This window comes from Duganella levis, from assembly GCF_009857605.1.
Classification (GTDB): domain Bacteria; phylum Pseudomonadota; class Gammaproteobacteria; order Burkholderiales; family Burkholderiaceae_D; genus Rugamonas; species Rugamonas levis.
This window is the reverse complement of record NZ_WWCT01000007.1, coordinates 140,153-156,896: the sequence shown is the minus strand read 5'-3', so window position 1 is coordinate 156,896 and position 16,744 is coordinate 140,153. Positions and strand designations below refer to the sequence as shown.

Below are 16,744 nucleotides of genomic sequence, written 5' to 3'. Positions count from 1 at the left end.
ACCATGAGTATCGTAAAAAACAAAGTAGACGCCGTGATTGTCGGCATGGGTTGGACCGGGGCCATCATGGCCAAGGAGCTGACTGACGCCGGCCTGAGCGTGGTGTGCCTGGAACGCGGCCCGGACCGCGACACGCAGCCGGACTTCGCGTACCCGCGTGTGGTCGATGAGCTGGAAGGCTCGGTGCACCGCAAATACCTGCAATCGCTGTCGAAGGAGACCGTCACAATTCGCCACAACGTCAACGACACGGCGGTGCCGTATCGCCAGATGGGCTCGTTCAAGCCGGGCACCGGCGTCGGCGGTGCCGGCAGCCACTGGTCCGGTTGCCATTTCCGCGCGCTGCCGGAAGACTTCAAGGTGCGCTCCAATGTGGAACAGCGCTACGGCAAGAAGTTCATCCCGGCCGGCATGACCATCCAGGATTTCCCGGTGACGTATGAAGACCTGGAACCGCATTTCGACCACTTCGAATATGTGTGCGGCACCTCCGGCAAGGCCGGCGTGCTGAACGGCCAGAAAGTCGAAGGCGGCAATCCGTTTGAAGGCTCGCGCTCGCGTGAATTCGCGCTGCCGCCGAACCCCAACTACCTCGGCGCCGAGATGTTCTACAAGGCCGCGCGCGAGATGGGCTACCACCCGTATCCGATTCCAGCGTCGAATGCTTCCGGCCCGTATGTGAATCCGTACGGCTGTCAGATGGGACCATGTAACTTCTGCGGCTTCTGCTCCGACTACGGCTGCCTGAACTACTCCAAGGCCAGCCCGAACGCCTGCATCATGCCGGTGCTGCGCGGCCGCAAGGGCTTCGAGCTGCGCACGCTGGCGCAAGTGTTGAAGGTCAACCTGACCGCCGACAAGAAGAAAGCCACCGGCGTCACCTACCTCGACGCGCAAGGCCGCGAGACCGAGCAGCCGGCCGACCTGGTGGTGCTGTGTGCGTTCTCGCTGTTTAATGTGCACCTGATGCTGTTGTCGGGCATCGGCGTGCCGTATGACCCGGTCAGCAATACCGGCACCATCGGGCGCAACTACTCGTACCAGAACCTGAACCGCGTTTCGCTGTTCTTCGATGAAACCGTGCACGCCAACCAGTTCATGGGCATCGGCGGCGGCGGCACCACCATCGACGACTTGAACGGTAACCAGAACGACAGCACCAAGTCCGGCTTCATCGGCGGCGGCCTGGTCTGGGCACGCCAGCCGGGCGGCGGTCCGGTGCGCGGCATCGCCACCGCGCCGGGCGTGCCGAACTGGGGCAGCGGCTGGAAGAAGGGCGTCAAGGAAGCCTTCCGCCATTCGTTCTACTACGAGGTGCAGGGTTCGTGCATGTCCTACCAGGACGCTTACCTGAGCCTGGACCCGACCTACAAGGACGCCTTCGGCCGTCCGCTGCTGCGCATGACTTTCGACTGGCATGACAACGAGGTCAAGGCGTCGCAATACCTGGTGGAGAAAGCCTCGGACATGTGCAAGGTGCTCGGTCCGAAAGCCATCAAGGGCGACGCCAAGAAAGACGGCGACCACTACAACGTAACGCAGTACCAGTCGACCCACACCTGCGGCGGCGCCATCATGGGCAGCGATCCGAAGACCTCGGCGCTGAACCGCTATCTGCAATCGTGGGACGTGTCGAACGTGTTTGCGCCGGGCGCCAATGCCTTCCCGCAAAACAACGGCTACAACCCGACCGGCATGGTCGGCGCGCTGACGTACTGGTGCGCCAAGGCAGTCCGCGAGCAGTACTTGAAAAACCCGGGCCCGCTGGTCCAGGCTTAAGGAGACGACGACATGAGCAATGTTAAAAAAGGAATCGCGGTCGTCGCGGCGGTGGCGGTAGTCGGCGTGGTGGGTGCTTTTGCTTACGCCAAACAGGCCACGGTCACCAGGGAAATCGGCGCGGGTGCGGAGAATCTGACGGCGCCGAGCGCGCAGTTGATCGAGAAAGGCCGCTACCTGGCCGTCGCGGCCGACTGCGTGGCGTGCCACACGGCGCCGAAAGGGCAGCCGTTCGCCGGCGGCCTGGCGATGGCGACGCCGGTTGGCGCGGTGTACAGCTCCAACATCACGCCGGACAAGGCGACAGGCATCGGCAACTACAGCCTGAACGACTTCGACCGCGCGGTGCGGCACGGGATTGCGCCGTCGGGCGATACGCTGTATCCGGCCATGCCGTATCCATCGTACGCCAAGGTCACCGACGACGACATGCGCGCGCTGTATGCGTACTTCATGCATGGCGTGCAGCCGGTGGCGCAAGCCAACCATGGCAGCGGCATCAGCTGGCCGCTGTCGATGAACTGGCCGCTGGCGATCTGGCGCAAGACGTACGCGCCGGCCGTGGCGCCACTGGTGCTGAGCAAGTACCAGGGCGAGGCGCTGGCGCGTGGCGCGTATCTGGTGCAAGGCCTGGGCCATTGCGGCGCTTGCCATACGCCGCGCGCGACGACCATGCAGGAGCTGGCGCAGGATGAGTCGAATCCAGCCTTCCTGGCCGGCGGCCCGGTGATCGATGGCTGGCTGGCGGTCAACCTGCGCAGCAATCCGGCCGGCGGCCTTGGCCGTTGGAGTGAGCAGGACATCGTCGATACGCTGAGTAAGGCACGCAATGCGCATTCGGCCGTGGTCGGTTCGCCGATGGCGGATGTGGTCCTGCACAGCACGCAGTCCATGTCGTCGGAAGACCTGAAGGCCATTGCCGTGTACCTGAAATCGCTGACGCCGGGACCGGATGAGAAGTCGCGCTATGCAGTGAGCGACGTCACCGCCAAGGCCCTGAAGGCGGGCCATGACGAGACGCGCGGCGCACAGCTGTATCTGGACAACTGCGCGGCTTGCCATCGCAGCGATGCGACCTCCAACGCCAAGGTATTCCCGGCGCTGGCAGGCAATCCGTCGGTGTTGTCGGATGATCCGACCTCGCTGATCCGTCTGGTGCTGGCGGGCAGTTCGCTGCCATCCACCAAGGGGGCGCCATCACCGCTTGGCATGCCGGGCTTTGCATGGCGTTTGTCGGACGAGGAAGCGGCGCAGCTGGTGACCTTCGTGCGGCAGAGCTGGGGTAACCAGGCGTCGGCGGCCGATGCCGGCCAGGTGGCGAAGATCCGCAAGCAGATCGACGCCGAAGTGCAGCACTAAGTAGTACCATCCCGCAGCGGCGCGTCGCCGCTGCGGTTCTCCAGCGCCTCGGCCAGCAGGTCGGTGAAGACGCGAATCTTGGATGCGCCGCGCCGGTTGGCCGGATACACCGCATAAATCCCCACATCCATTTCTCCCGGATTGGCCTGGTACTCGTTGAGCACCGGCACCAGTGTGCCGGCTTCCAGATCGGGCTGGATCAGCCAGGTCGGCAGCAGTGTCAGGCCGAGTCCGCCCAGCGCGGCCTGGCGCAGCATCTCTGCATTGTTGACGTGCAGGCTGCCGCTCACTTCCACTTCGGTGGCCAGGTCGGCATTGCGCAGACGCCAGGTCGAGCGGCTGGGGCCGTAGGCAAACAGCAGGCAGTTGCGCTGGCTGAGTTCGTCCGGCGTCTGCGGCGCGCCGTGGGCGTCCAGGTAGGCCGGGCTGGCGACGATGTGGCGCGTGTGGCCGGCCAGCTTGCGGGCGATCAGGTTGGGCTGCTGTTCGGGATTGCCGATGCGGATGGCGACATCGATCGCTTCATCGACCATATTGGTCAGGGCGTCGCTGAGGCGCATGTCCAGTTCCAGCCGCGGATAGCGGCGCGCCAGTTCCGGCAGCAGCGGGGCGATGTAGCGGATCGCCAGCGTGACCGGGGCGGCAATGCGCAGCACGCCGGCCGGTTCGGCATCGCGGCCGGCGGCGGCGTCATCGGCTTCGTCCAGCGCGGCCAGGATCTGGCTGGCGTGGTCGAAGTAGTTGCGGCCGCTGTCGGTGAGGGTGATGCTGCGCGTCGAACGGTTCAGCAGCGGCGCGCCAAGACGTTGTTCCAGCGCATCCACCAGCCGGGTCACGGACGAGGTAGCCACGTTCAGCTGGCGCGCGGCGGCGGAAAAACCGCCGTTGTTGGCCACCAGGCAAAAAGCTTTCAGTTCAGCGAATCGGTCCATGGCGTTGCGTCCTGCGCAAAGGTGTGTGCGAATTTGCCTATCTTATCAGCAGACCGGGGCGGGATTATAGTCATTTCATACCGCAATGCTTAAGGAGGATGTATGAAAATCACCCCGCTTCCCGTAGGTTTTGGCGCCGAAATCGACGGCGTCGATATGCGCCAGGCCAACCCTGGCACGACTGAATTGCTGCGCTCGGCGCTGCTGCAATATGGCTTGCTGGTCATTCGCGGCCAGTCATTCACGCCGCAGGAGCAGATCGCCGCCAGCCAGCTGTTCGGCAGCCTGGAGACCTTCCCGACCATGCGTGGCCAGCTGAACGGCTTGCCGGAGATTTTCCGTGTCGCCAGCCGGCCGGAGGATGGCCATGTCGAGGTTGGTCGCTACTGGCACTCGGACGGTTCGTTCCGCGAAGATCCGACGCCGATCAGTTTCTGGTATTCGGAAGTGCAGTCGGAGGAGGGCGGCGATACGCTGTTCACCGACTTGCAGCGGGCGTATGCCGAGTTGCAGCCGGAAATACAGCAGGAGTTCGCCGGCCTGAACACGGCGCACCGCAATGGCGTGGTGCATCCGCTGGTGCTGAAGCATCCGAAGACCGGCGTGCCGGCGCTGTACCTGAACCTCGGCCTGACGGCGGGCGTGCTGGGCTACAGTCCCGACCATTCGCGGGCGCTGATGGAGGCGGTGGACCGTCATTACTCGCGGGATGGCGCCACCTACCGCCACCACTGGCTGCCGGGTGACGTGGTGGTGGCCGACAACCTGCATGTGGCGCACAAGGCGACGCCGATCACGCCGTCCACCCGCCGCATCCTCAACCGCACCACCATCCGCGCCGACGGCGTGATCTGGTACGACGGCGGGCAGAAACAGGCCGCATAACGATCCAGGTCAAATAGCGAGGACTGCAGAAACCTTAGTCTGTGCAGGTACACAACCAGCCAGCAAGGTTTCTGCATGAATTCATGCGAGCAAATAATCGCAAAAATTTGCGATCTGGAGGCGCAACTAAGGAAACGAGAAGCACAACACGCAGAAGACCGCTATGATCTTTTTCACCGTGCCTATTCATCAAACCCTGTTGGCGATATGGCGGGCAAAGGGACATACGTGGGTCATATGGACATGATCCGCTCTACGAAGCGAGGACTAGAAAAGTTGCGAGCCAAGGCCAGAGCGATGGGATGTCTGTAAGTCTGGGGAGGATAAAAATGTTGGTCGATGATGAACTAGCCAATTCAACTTTAAAACGTCTCATCAATGAAACTGGCATCCCCAGCCGAATGTTTAAGTACGAGCTACAGGATGACTTCCAGCTACTGTTCATTTCTGTTGCAATTGACGATTTGGCGCAATCGAATCTGGAAGCGCAGATACCCCATATTGCGGCGATATTGAAAGAGCTAATGCCAGTCCGGGAGAATGACTACTCGTGGGTGGTCGGCTTTCTGCGTGGGGGCGAAGTCGTAGAAAGTTGCTTTGGTGGAAATTTGGCCATTCCTGATTGGGACGGCGAGCAGTTTGTGGAATAGGTTTGCATGCAGGGATATGTTATTTCCTTCACGCACGATTGAAATGGTGGGTTGGTTAAGCTTGTGTTTGAGATAAACTTCTTGTTTCCTAAGTTAATCTGGCCCAGACCATGCCGAATTCCACCACGCTGGACGACCGCGGTTTCCGTCGTATCCTTGTTCGTAACGTTACGCTGCCGCTGGCAGCCGGTGTGGTCAGCGCAGGCGTGTTCGTCGTCCTGCTCGCCTATCTGATCACCACCATGAACTGGGTCGAGCACAGTGAACGGGTGATCGGCAACGCCAACCAGGTCGGCAAAGAGATGGTCGACATGGAAACCGGCTTGCGCGGCTACATGCTGGCCGGCGACGAATCCTTCCTGCAACCCTATGTGGTCTCCAAGCCCAAGGTGGCGTCCAACCTGGCCGGCCTGATGAAACTGGTCGAAGATAATCCGACCCAGGTAGACCGCTTGCGCACCATTCAATACCAGCAGCAGCAATGGGATCAATATGCGCAGGAAATGATTCGCCTGCGCGCCGCCAACGGCGACGTCACCGGCCCGGTCAAGACCGGCCGCGGCAAGACCCAGTTCGATGAAATCCGCCGCCTGCTGGATACCTTCGTTGCCGCCGAAGTGCGCATGCGCGTGGACCGTGCCGATGAAGCACGCACTGTCACCACCTGGGTGGCGGTGCTGTACCTGCTGTTGACGCTGGGTGTCGGCGGTGCGCTGGCCTGGTTCGGCCGTCGTGAACTGACCAGCCTGTCGCGCGTCTATACCAAGGCATTGAACGAGCATGCCGAGCATGCCACCATGCTGCAACAGCAAGCTTGGCTGCGTACCGGCCAGAGCGAACTGGCGCAGCAGGGCATCGGCCAGCTGGCGCTGCCGCAACTGTCGGCGGCGCTGCTGCAATTCCTGGCGCGCTATATGGGTGTGGTGGTCGGCGCGCTGTACCTGCGCCGGCCGGACGGCAGCTTCCAACGCGTGGCGTCGTACGGTTTCAGCGATGAATGGGAGCAGCGCGACCAGCAGCTCAAGCCGGCCGAGAGCCTGGTGGCGCAAGCGGCGCTGGAACGCCGCGTGCTGCGCCTGGAGCCGCTGCCGGCCGATTACATCCGCGTCGCGTCCGGCCTGGGCGGCGGTGCTCCGGCCAGCGTGCTGCTGGCGCCGGTGGACAGCGATGGCGATATCAACGGCGTGGTCGAACTGGGCCTGCTGCGTCCGATCACCGAGCGCGATGTCGAGTTGCTGACGCTGGTGAAGGGCAATATCGGTAGCGCCATCGAGGCCAGCCACTCGCGTCAACGCCTGCAGGAAGTGCTGGCCGAAACCCAGCAGCTCAACGAAGAACTGCAAGTGCAGCAGGAAGAACTGCGCACCGCCAACGAAGAGCTGGAAGAACAGTCGCGCGTGCTGGAAGAATCGCAGGCCAGCCTGGAAAACCAGAAGGCCGAGCTGGAACAGACCAACGAGCAGCTGAACGAGCAAGGCGTGGCGCTGGACCAGAAAAACGCCGAGCTGACCAAGGCCCAGCAGGACCTGGAAGAACGTGCCCGCGACCTGGAGCGCGCCAGCCAGTACAAATCGCAATTCCTGGCGAATATGTCGCACGAGCTGCGCACGCCGCTCAACAGCTCGCTGATCCTGGCCAAGCTGCTGTCGGAAAACGCGGTCGGCAACCTGAACGAAGAGCAGGTACGCTTCGCCAACACGATTTACTCGGCCGGCAACGACCTGCTGAATCTGATCAACGACATCCTCGACATCTCCAAGGTCGAAGCCGGCAAGCTGGACCTGGTGCCGGAAAACCTCTCCACCCGCCACGTGGTGGAAGGCATGGCGATGGTATTCGAGCCGCTGGCGCAGCAGAAGAAGCTGGCCTTCCAGTTGCAGGTCGCCGATGGCGTGGCGTCGCACATGGTTACCGACCGCCAGCGCCTGGAACAGATCCTGAAAAACCTGCTGTCGAACGCGCTCAAGTTCACCAGCAGCGGCCAGATCACACTGTCGGTACAGCCGGCCGCCGACGGCGCCGTGGCGTTTGCCGTGCAGGACACCGGCATCGGCATCCGCGCCGAAGACCAGCAAGGCATCTTCAACGCCTTCCAGCAAGCCGACGGCACCACCAGCCGCAAGTACGGCGGCACCGGCCTCGGTCTGTCGATCTCGCGCGACCTGGCGCAGCTGTTGGGCGGCGCCATCAGCCTGGTCAGCGAACCGGGCAAGGGCAGCTGCTTCACGCTGACCTTGCCGACCGCATGGACCGCGCCCGAGCCAGGTCCACGCCTCGGCAGTTCGACCTCCTCGGCGGAAGTGGAAATCGGCCTGACCTCGCTGCCACGCGCACCCGTGCCGGAACCGATCCCGTCGCCAGCGCCGGCCCTGCCGCGCGCGTTTGACGACGACCGTGAGTTGCTGGACGCGCCGGACGCCATCCGTGGCCGCCTGGTGCTGGTGGTGGAGGATGACGTGCCGTTCGCCCACATCCTGTACGACCTGGCGCACGAAAAACAATACCATTGCCTTGTGGCGTTCGACGCCGAAGAAGGGCTGGCGCTGGCCCGCCAGTACAAGCCGGACGCGATCATGCTGGACATCCGCCTGCCGGACCGTTCCGGCCTGTCGGTGCTGCAACTGCTGAAAGACGATGCGCTGACCCGCCACATTCCGGTGCACGTGGTGTCCGGCTCCGAAAACGGCGAGGCTGCGCTGCACCTGGGCGCGATCGGCTTCGCGCTGAAGCCGACCACGCGCGACCAGCTGATGGAAGTGTTCCGCCGCATCGAAACCAAGCTGACGCAGAAGATCAAGCGCGTGCTGCTGGTGGAAGACGACGACCGCCAGCGCGACAGCGTAGTCCAGCTGATCTCCGACGACGACGTGGAAATCGTCGCGGTCGGCAGCGGCGAGGAAGCGCTGGCGCTGCTGCGCACCACTGTCTTCGACTGCATGATTATCGACCTCAAGCTGCCTGACATGCAGGGCAACGAGTTGCTGCAACGCATGGCCGGCGAATCGCTGGCGGCGTTCCCGCCGGTGATCGTCTACACTGGCCGCAACCTGTCGCGCGCCGAAGAAGCCGACCTGCACAAGTATTCGCGCTCGATCATCATCAAGGGCGCCCGTTCGCCGGAGCGCCTGCTGGACGAAGTGACGCTGTTCCTGCACAAGGTGGAAGCCGACCTGTCGAGCGAACGCCAGCGCATGCTGAAGACGGTGCGTTCACGCGACCGCGTGTTCGAAGGCCGCCGCATCCTGCTGGTGGACGACGACGTGCGCAACATCTTCGCGCTGACCAGCGCGCTGGAGCAGAAAGGCGCGCTGGTGGAAGTCGGCCGCAATGGCTTCGAGGCGCTGGAAAAACTCGACACCGTGCCGGACATCGACCTGGTGCTAATGGACGTGATGATGCCGGGCATGGACGGCCTGGAAGCCACGCGCCGCCTGCGCGCCGATCCGCGCTTCGCCCGCCTGCCGGTGATCGCGATTACCGCCAAGGCCATGAAGGACGACCAGGAGCAATGCCTGGCGGCCGGCGCCAGCGATTACCTGGCCAAGCCGATCGACCTGTCGCGTTTGTACTCACTGCTGCGCGTCTGGATGCCGAATGCTGAACGGAATTGACCATGCAACACAGTGATACCGATATCGAGCTGAAGATGCTGGTGGAAGCCATCTATCTGAAGTACAGCTACGATTTCCGCGACTACACCGGCGCTTCGCAAAAGCGCCGCGTGCTGCACGCGCTGAAGGAGATGGAGTGCGACAGCATTTCGGCCTTGCAGGCGCGGGTGATCCACGAGCCCGCCGCCTTCAGCCAGCTACTGCAATACCTGACGATACCGGTCACCTCGATGTTCCGCGATCCGACTTACTTTGCCGCGCTGCGCGAGCATGTGGTGCCGGTGCTGCGCACCTATCCATCGCTGAAGATCTGGATCGCCGGTTGCAGCACCGGCGAGGAAGTGTATTCGATGGCCATCCTGCTCAAGGAAGAAGGCTTGCTGGAACGCAGCATGATTTACGCCACCGACATCAATCCGAAATCGCTGGAGAAAGCGCGCCAGGGCGTGTTCCCGCTGGACGCGATGCGCGAGTACACGCAGAACTACCAGGCGGCCGGCGGCACCCGCAGTTTTTCCGATTACTACACGGCGGCCTACAACGCCGCGCTGTTCGACAAGTCGCTGTGCGAAAACGTCACCTTCGCCGACCACAGCCTGGCGACCGATGCCGTGTTTGCGGAAACGCAGCTGATCAGTTGCCGCAACGTGATGATTTATTTCAAAAAGCGGTTGCAGGAGCGCGCCTTCGGCCTGTTCCACGAGTCGCTGTGCCACCGCGGCTTCCTTGGCCTGGGCAGCAAGGAAAGCATCGACTTCTCGGCCTACGCGCCGAACTTTGAACCGGTGCAGAAGCGCGAACGCCTGTTCCGCAAACGTTGATCATGGACACCTCGTCACTCCGCACAGTACTGGCCGGCCGCAAGGTGGAGGCGGTGGTGATCGGCGCCTCGGCCGGCGGCGTCGGTGCATTGTTGCGTCTGCTGCCAGGGCTGCCGGCAGATTATGGCCGCGCGGTGGTGGCGGTGCTGCACATTCCCGATGGGCGCCAGAGCCATCTGGCCGGGGTGTTTCAGCAGCGCATGGACTTGCCGGTGCGCGAAGCGCGGGACAAGGAAGAACTGGCCTCCGGTACGCTGTACTTTGCCGGTTCGGGCTACCATTTGTCGGTCGAGCGTGATCGCAGTTTCTCGCTGAGTTGCGAGGCGCCACTGCATTTTGCCCGTCCGGCGATTGATTATCTGATGGAATCGGCGGCCGACGCCTACGGTCCGGCGCTGGTGGGCATCCTGCTCACCGGCGCCAACCATGATGGCGCGGCCGGCCTGGCGGCCATCGGCGCGGCCGGCGGCCTGACCGTGGTGCAAGACCCGCAAGAGGCCGAGGTGCCGACCATGCCGCAGCAAGCCATCCGGCTGCGCGCGCCGGACCTGATTTTGCCGTTGGAAGAGATACACACCCTGTTGATGATGCTGGAGAATAATTAATGCAAGACGCATCCCCCACCAAGTTGCTGATCGTCGACGATCTGCCGGAAAACCTGCAGGCGCTGGAAGCGCTGATCCGCGGCGAAGGCCGCGAAGTATTCCAGGCGGGTTCCGGCGAGGAAGCGCTGGCGCTGCTGTTGCAGCACGATTTCGCCATCGCCATCCTCGACGTGCAGATGCCGGGCATGGACGGTTTCGAGCTGGCCGAGCTGATGCGCGGCACCGACAAGACGCGCCACATCCCGATCGTGTTCGTGACGGCGGCCGGCAAGGAGCTGAATTACTCGTTCAAGGGTTACGAGGCGGGTGCGGTGGACTTGCTGTACAAACCGCTCGATCCGCGCGCGGTGAAGGGCAAGGTGCAAGTATTCGTGGCGCTGTACGAGGCGCGCGAAGCGATGCGGCGCCAGGTCGAGGCGCTGGAGGCGGCGCAGCAGAAGCAGGCCGCGACCCAGGCCCAGCTGGAGCGGGCGCTGGTGATGCGCGATGAATTCATGTCGATGGTGTCGCACGAGATGCGCACGCCGCTCAACACGCTGTACCTGGAAACCCAGCTGCGCAAGATGCAGCTGGAGCGCGGCAATATGGCGGCGTTCGGCGCCGAGCAGTTGCAGCGCATGGTGGCGCGCGATGACCGCCAGATCCAGAGCATCATCCGGCTGATCGACGACATGCTGGACGTGTCGCGCATCCGCAGCGGCAAGCTGTCGTTGCGGCCGGGCTGGGTGGAGTTGTCCGGCCTGCTGCGGCGCGTGGTGCATGACCTGACGCCGCAGGCCAATACGGCCGGCACCAGCATTTCGCTGGAAGCGGGCACGCCGGTCAGCGGTTGGTGGGATGAGTTCCGCATCGAGCAGGTGGTGGTGAATCTGCTGACCAATGCGATGCGTTACGGTTGCCAGCAGCCGATCAGCGTGACGCTCACGGTGGAGCAGGACTGGGCCCGCATCGACGTGCGCGATTGCGGTCCGGGGATTGCGCCGGAAAACCAGGCCAAGATTTTTGAACCGTATGAACGCGGTGTCGGCACCGATGCGCCGGCGGGGTTGGGGCTGGGCCTGTACATCTCGCGCCAGCTGGCCGAGGTGCACGAAGGCAGCCTGACGCTGGAAAGCAAGCCGGGCGAAGGCTCGACCTTCAGCCTGATCCTGCCGCGTCGCGACGCGCCGCCGCAATAAAGAGGACAGTTACCGTGAATGCGCCTCTTCGCGGCGCTGGATCAGGAAGGCTTTGAGGTCGTCGAAGCTGACCGCGCCGCGTTGGGCGGTGTCGATGTGATCGAAGTTTTTGTCGACCACGGTCAGGCCCGCCTGGCGCGCTTCGTCGCGGCTCAGCACGCCGTTGCCGTCGAGGTCGGCGGCTTCAAAACGTTTCTTCAGTTTCTCCATCGGCTGGTAGCGCAGCAGCGCGGTGCCGGTCGAGGCATCGCGCAGGGGCTTGCGCAGCGCCGGTGGCAGATAGGGCTCGGCACCGCGCAGGGCGGATGGTGAGTCGGATTTTGGCGCTTGCGCGCGGGCATGCGATATCACCGCCAGTCCCACTGCGGCCAACAGCGCTAATTGCAAAAGCTTCATGATTGTCTCCCCGCATCTCAATGATGCATGGCTTAGGGAGACACTGTGCCGCGATTACGCCAAATAATCAATGTAGTTTAACGGCCGGATGCGTGTGGTGTCGCCCGGAAACATCAGTCGGCGCGGAACTTTGTTATTTGTGCCAGAAGTCCGCGTGCGCAAGGCGCGCTTCGTCTTCGCGCAGCGGTCCGATCACTTCGGTCGGGCGCTGGCCAGCGGCAAACACCGTGCGGCACGGCAGCGACAGCGTCGGATTTTCGGGATCGCTGCCGGTCAGTGCCAGCAGGCTGGCTTCCGACATTGCATACACCACCCGTCCCACGCCGCTCCAGTAGGTGCCGCCGGCGCACATGGCGCATGGTTCGGCATTGGCATACAGCGTGGCGGTGGCCAGTTCGGCCGGACCATATTGCTGCGATGCGAGGCGCAGCGCGTTCATCTCGGCGTGCGCGGTGCGATCGCTGCTGGAGGCGTTCATCGCTTGCGAGATGATGGTGCCGTTTGCGGCCACCACCATGGCGGCAAACGGATGGTGGCCTTCGTCGCGCGAACGCTGCGCCAGGGCCAGCACGCGGGTCAGGAAGTCGTGGTCTTGCGCGGTTGCTGTCATCGAATCACTCCGTATTGCAGGTTCTGTTGTTTGAGATAGCTGCGGTAGGCCAGCGACATGCGGTCGCAGGCCACCGATACTTCGGCGCCCGGCGTTAGCGGCAGGCGCGCCGGGTGCTGGCTTTCCAGGATCGGCAGGTCTTGCAGGAAGATGGTGTCCTGGAAGGCGCGCAGCGCGTCGTCGCTGGAGGTGAAGTCGTTGAGCGCGAGGATGATCCATGCGCGTGTGGTGGTTTCGGTCAGCGGTTGCAGCAGCAGCGCGATCGCTTCGCGGATGCTGTCCGGCGGATGCTTGGTCAGTACCGCCGTCAATGGCCGCACCACGCGGTAGGTGTATTCGATATCGCTGCCGCCGGTGGCGGCCTTGCTGGCTTGCGGCTGGAAGGCGTGGCACTGCCTGGCCCATACGCCGCTGCCGTATTCCGCCTCGTCGAATGTCTCGACGCTGTAGTCGGGAATGACCGGGTGCTGCTGGTCACCCAATATGCCCTCGTGCACAAACGCGAAGTGCGCCATGTCGAGGAAGTTCTCGATGATGCGCGGCGCGCTGCTGCGCACATCGTAAGGCCCGCACCAGACCTTGCGCAGCTGCGCGTCGCCAAACTCCGGAAACGCCGGCGGCCCCGCATGCGCCGGCGTACCGAGGCATACCCACGCCAGGCCATACAGCTCCTGCACGTGGTACACATTGACCTGCGCCTTGAGCGGCGCCTCCGGCAGCGCCGGGATGCGCGTGCAGCGGCCCTCCTTGCCAAAGGTCCAGCCGTGGTAAGGACAAGTCAGCGTGTCGTCGCGCACGGCCCCCATGGAAAGCCGCGTGCCGCGATGCGGACAGCGGTCTTCCCACGCATGCAGCACGCCGCCGCTGTCGCGCCACAGCACCACGCACGTTTCCAGCAGATCGGTGGCCAGCATAGCGCCGGCCGTAACCTGCGTGGAGAGCGCGACCGGGTGCCAGTCGTTGAGCAGCAGCGTATCCATGCTTACTTCGGAATGGCGCCGTCCACGCCCTGCACGTAGAAGTTCATGCCCATCAGGTCCTTCTCAGGCGCCTTGACGCCGGCCGCGTACTTGACGGCGCCCGATTGATCCTTGATCGGACCCGTGAACGGTGCGAAGGTACCGGCGGTCAGCGCTGCCTTCTTCTCTTCAAACGCCTTCGCCGCATCGGCCGGTACCACTGCGTTCAGCTTCGACATCTTGACCATGCCTTCTTTCAGGCCGCCGTTGTAGGAGCCGGTTTTCCAGGTGCCGGCGATGACGGCTTTGGCGGTGTCGATGTAGTAGCCGGACCAGTCGTTGGTGGCGGCGGTCAGGTGCGCTTTCGGCGCGAACTTGGACATGTCCGAATCCCAGCCGAAGGCGTACACGCCTTTTTCCTGCGCCACTTGCAGCGTGGCCGGCGAGTCGGTGTTCTGGGCCATCACATCCGCGCCTTGCGCCACCAGGGTTTCTGCCGCCTGGCGTTCTTTCGCCGGGTCGTACCACGAGTTCACCCAGATTACCTTGGTCTTGATTTTCGGGTTGACGCTTTGCGCGCCGAGCGTGAAGGCATTGATGTTGCGGATCACTTCAGGCACCGGGAACGAGGCGATGAAGCCCAGCGTGTTCGACTTGGTCATCTTGCCGGCCAGGATACCGTCCAGATAGGCGCCTTCGTACAGGCGCGATTCGTACACGCCCATGTTCTTGCCGGTCTTGAAGCCGGTGGCGTGCAGGAACACCACGCCCGGCGCGGACTTGGCGACTTTCTCGGTCGGGTTCATGTAGCCGAACGAGGTGGTGAAAATCAGCTTGTTCCCTTCCGCCACCAGCTTGCGGATCACGCGTTCGGCATCGGCGCCTTCCGGCACGTTTTCCACGTAGGTGGTTTTGACTTTGCCGGCCAATTCTTTTTCCAGCGCCAGGCGGGCCTGGTCATGCGCGTAGGTCCAGCCGGCGTCGCCGACCGGGCCGACGTAGACGAAGCCGATCTTCAACGGTTCTGCGGCAAACGACGGTGCGGCGGCGAAGGCGGTGGCTGCAGCCAGGGTAGCCAGTACTGTGCGACGATTCATCATACGGTTTCCTTTACGTTGAGAGAGTTAGAAGTGGTATTCCGCGCGCACCATCGGCGTCTTGGCGGTGGCGCCGGGCACGGTGCGGTCCGGGTTGCCGAATTTGTTTTTCCAGTACTGGTACTCGATGCCGATCTTGAAGGTGTTCTTCGGCGTGCCGACCGTTTCGCTGATGTCGTACATGATCTGCATGTCGATGTTGGTCTCCGGCGCGGTGCCGCCGCCGAATTCATTGCTGCCCTTGCCGGTGATGAAGTTGGCGTAGCCTTCGAACGACAGCGGGATGCCGACGTTGAATGGAATGCCCCAGGCGCCGGTCAGCATGGCGTGGGTTTTATAGGCGTAGCGCGGCGTGGCCTGGTTGGTGAAGGTGTTATACGGCGCGTTGGATTCCCACAGCGCGAGCAGGCTGATATCGAGGAAGCCCGGTACGTCCATCATCAGCGTTGGGCCGGCGACCAGCATGCGCTTCTTGGAGTTGTAGCCGGCGTCGGTTTTACTGTTGTAGTCAAAGCCGGCGGTGGCGCCAAGGCCGCGCACCGGGCCGAAGGCGTAGCTCTTGTTGAAGATCTTGCCGAAGTCCAGCGTGTGGCGATACACCACATAGGCTTCGTGCGCGCCGCTGTTGGAACCGGCCGCCGATGGATCGAGCTCGGACGACATCAGCAGGTCGACGCTGAAGAAGTTCTTGCCGTATTTGTAGCCGGAGACGCTACTCAGGTTGACGATGTTCTTGGTGATGTCATTGCTGTTGTACGGCTCGGCGAACTTGGTGCCGTAGCGGTAGCTGAGCGAGGTGTCGGTCCAGTCGGCGGCTTGCGCGCTGCAAGCTGCGAAGAGGGCGAGAGCAACAGTGGTGCGTACGAGATGTGACATAGGCGAACTCCGGTAGTTGAGGTTTGAAAGCACTTTTTTTGTATTCAATTCGTTTTACTAATTGGATCCAATCTCGTCTACCTCTTTAGCAATATATGGGCCAGATCGGGGCCAACTTTTCAGAATCCCGACAACGCTTCCGCCAGATTCACTTTCTTGTCCTGCTCAGCGAGACGCAGGCGCGCCTCAATCTCCAGCAGGTGATGCTCGATCAGATGCGTGGCTTCCTTCACCTTGCCCTTCTCGATCAGCGTGGCCAGATCCTCGTGTTCATCGTTCTCGCACATGGCGCTGCCGGGCGTTTCGTACAGCGCGATGATCAGCGAGCAGCGCGACACCAGCTCCGCCATAAAGCGTTGCAGCACGTGGTTGCCGGCCAGTTCCGCCAACAGCAGATGGAACTCGCCGCCCAGTCGTATCCAGCCGGCGCGGTCGCCGCTGCGCCGCGCCGCATCTTCCGCGGCAATGGCGGCGCGGATTTGCTTCAGCGATTCCGGCGTGGCGTTCTGTATTACCAGTGGCACGATCTCGCGTTCCAGCGCGCGCCGCGCAGCGAAGATCTCGCGCGCTTCCTGCGGCGTGGGCGAGGCGATGACCGCGCCGCGATTGGGGCGCAACTCGATAATGTGATCGTGCGCCAGCCGTTGCAGCGCCTTGCGCACGATGGTGCGGCTGACGTTATACAGCTCGCAGAAATCCGCCTCGCCCAGGTGGGTTCCGGGTGGCAGGCGGTGGCTCATGACGGCGTTGACCACCGCTTTGTAAATGCGCATGTCGATGGCGGTGGTACCGCGCTTGGTAGGCATTGAAGGACTCCATATCTGGTTGATACTGTCCTCTATAAAGCAGGAAGCGTGCTAAGTCGTATACAAAGCTGGATACATCCTGTGCACGCTTTTGGGATGCATCGCATCCCTCTTTGGTGCAGGATGCTGCCAAAACAGCGCATCCGCCTAGGGCTGTGTGTGGCATGCTAATTGCGTCTC

Annotated in this window: 15 protein-coding genes; 8 read left to right on the top strand and 7 right to left on the bottom strand. The window is 62.9% G+C overall.

Going from position 1 to position 16,744, the window contains the following annotated elements; genetic code table 11:
• The first annotated feature begins 3 nt into the window (after positions 1-3).
• Together GTP69_RS11510 and GTP69_RS11505 are read left to right on the top strand one after the other, a co-directional pair.
• On the top strand, positions 4-1,779 hold the full coding sequence (locus GTP69_RS11510) for a GMC family oxidoreductase (protein ID WP_161055037.1): 1,776 nt from the start codon (positions 4-6) through the stop codon (positions 1,777-1,779).
• 12 nt (positions 1,780-1,791) lie between these two features.
• A complete protein-coding gene (locus GTP69_RS11505) occupies positions 1,792-3,138 on the top strand; it encodes a cytochrome c (protein ID WP_161055036.1) in 1,347 nt (448 codons plus the stop codon).
• Here the strand turns inward: GTP69_RS11505 and GTP69_RS11500 are convergent.
• The gene (locus tag GTP69_RS11500; protein WP_161055035.1) at positions 3,135-4,070 is read right to left on the bottom strand and encodes a LysR family transcriptional regulator; all 936 of its coding nucleotides are present in this window, start codon (positions 4,068-4,070) and stop codon (positions 3,135-3,137) included. The two genes, GTP69_RS11505 and GTP69_RS11500, sit on opposite strands and share 4 nt — an antisense overlap.
• A 102-nt stretch (positions 4,071-4,172) precedes the next feature.
• Here GTP69_RS11500 and GTP69_RS11495 point away from each other — a divergent pair, with 102 nt between their 5' ends.
• The 6 genes from GTP69_RS11495 (at position 4,173) to GTP69_RS11470 (ending at position 11,820) form a co-directional block, all read left to right on the top strand.
• Positions 4,173-4,955: a TauD/TfdA dioxygenase family protein gene (locus GTP69_RS11495; protein WP_161055034.1), complete on the top strand. Its 783-nt coding sequence runs from the start codon at positions 4,173-4,175 to the stop codon at positions 4,953-4,955.
• Positions 4,956-5,284: 329 nt separating this feature from the next.
• On the top strand, positions 5,285-5,605 hold the full coding sequence (locus tag GTP69_RS11490; protein ID WP_161055033.1) for a hypothetical protein: 321 nt from the start codon (positions 5,285-5,287) through the stop codon (positions 5,603-5,605).
• 110 nt (positions 5,606-5,715) lie between these two features.
• Positions 5,716-9,216, top strand: coding sequence for a response regulator (locus tag GTP69_RS11485; protein ID WP_161055032.1), 3,501 nt, complete (start codon positions 5,716-5,718; stop codon positions 9,214-9,216).
• 2 nt (positions 9,217-9,218) lie between these two features.
• A complete protein-coding gene (locus tag GTP69_RS11480; protein ID WP_161055031.1) occupies positions 9,219-10,037 on the top strand; it encodes a CheR family methyltransferase in 819 nt (272 codons plus the stop codon).
• A 2-nt stretch (positions 10,038-10,039) separates the two neighbouring features.
• Positions 10,040-10,642 (top strand): chemotaxis protein CheB, encoded by a 603-nt coding sequence (locus GTP69_RS11475; protein ID WP_161055030.1) that lies wholly within the window; start codon positions 10,040-10,042, stop codon positions 10,640-10,642.
• On the top strand, positions 10,642-11,820 hold the full coding sequence (locus GTP69_RS11470) for a hybrid sensor histidine kinase/response regulator (RefSeq protein ID WP_161055029.1): 1,179 nt from the start codon (positions 10,642-10,644) through the stop codon (positions 11,818-11,820). The genes GTP69_RS11475 and GTP69_RS11470 overlap by 1 nt, the downstream gene beginning before the upstream one ends.
• 9 nt (positions 11,821-11,829) lie before the next feature.
• On the opposite strand, the gene GTP69_RS11465 is transcribed toward GTP69_RS11470, so the two are convergent.
• The 6 genes from GTP69_RS11465 to GTP69_RS11440 form a co-directional block, all read right to left on the bottom strand.
• Entirely contained in the window at positions 11,830-12,216 is a 387-nt protein-coding gene (locus GTP69_RS11465; RefSeq protein WP_161055028.1) for an EF-hand domain-containing protein, read from the bottom strand.
• Positions 12,217-12,349: 133 nt separating this feature from the next.
• Positions 12,350-12,826 carry a nucleoside deaminase gene (locus GTP69_RS11460; RefSeq protein ID WP_161055027.1) on the bottom strand — a complete coding sequence of 159 codons (477 nt, stop codon included), beginning with the start codon at positions 12,824-12,826 and terminating at the stop codon, positions 12,350-12,352.
• The gene (locus tag GTP69_RS11455; protein ID WP_202424384.1) at positions 12,823-13,806 is read right to left on the bottom strand and encodes an aromatic ring-hydroxylating dioxygenase subunit alpha; all 984 of its coding nucleotides are present in this window, start codon (positions 13,804-13,806) and stop codon (positions 12,823-12,825) included. The genes GTP69_RS11460 and GTP69_RS11455 overlap by 4 nt, the downstream gene beginning before the upstream one ends.
• A gap of 2 nt (positions 13,807-13,808) precedes the next feature.
• On the bottom strand, positions 13,809-14,885 hold the full coding sequence (locus tag GTP69_RS11450; RefSeq protein ID WP_161055026.1) for a BMP family ABC transporter substrate-binding protein: 1,077 nt from the start codon (positions 14,883-14,885) through the stop codon (positions 13,809-13,811).
• Between the two features lie 24 nt (positions 14,886-14,909).
• Positions 14,910-15,758 (bottom strand): outer envelope protein, encoded by an 849-nt coding sequence (locus GTP69_RS11445; RefSeq protein ID WP_161055025.1) that lies wholly within the window; start codon positions 15,756-15,758, stop codon positions 14,910-14,912.
• Between the two features lie 119 nt (positions 15,759-15,877).
• The gene (locus GTP69_RS11440; RefSeq protein WP_161049259.1) at positions 15,878-16,564 is read right to left on the bottom strand and encodes a GntR family transcriptional regulator; all 687 of its coding nucleotides are present in this window, start codon (positions 16,562-16,564) and stop codon (positions 15,878-15,880) included.
• Between the last annotated feature and the right edge of the window lie 180 nt (positions 16,565-16,744).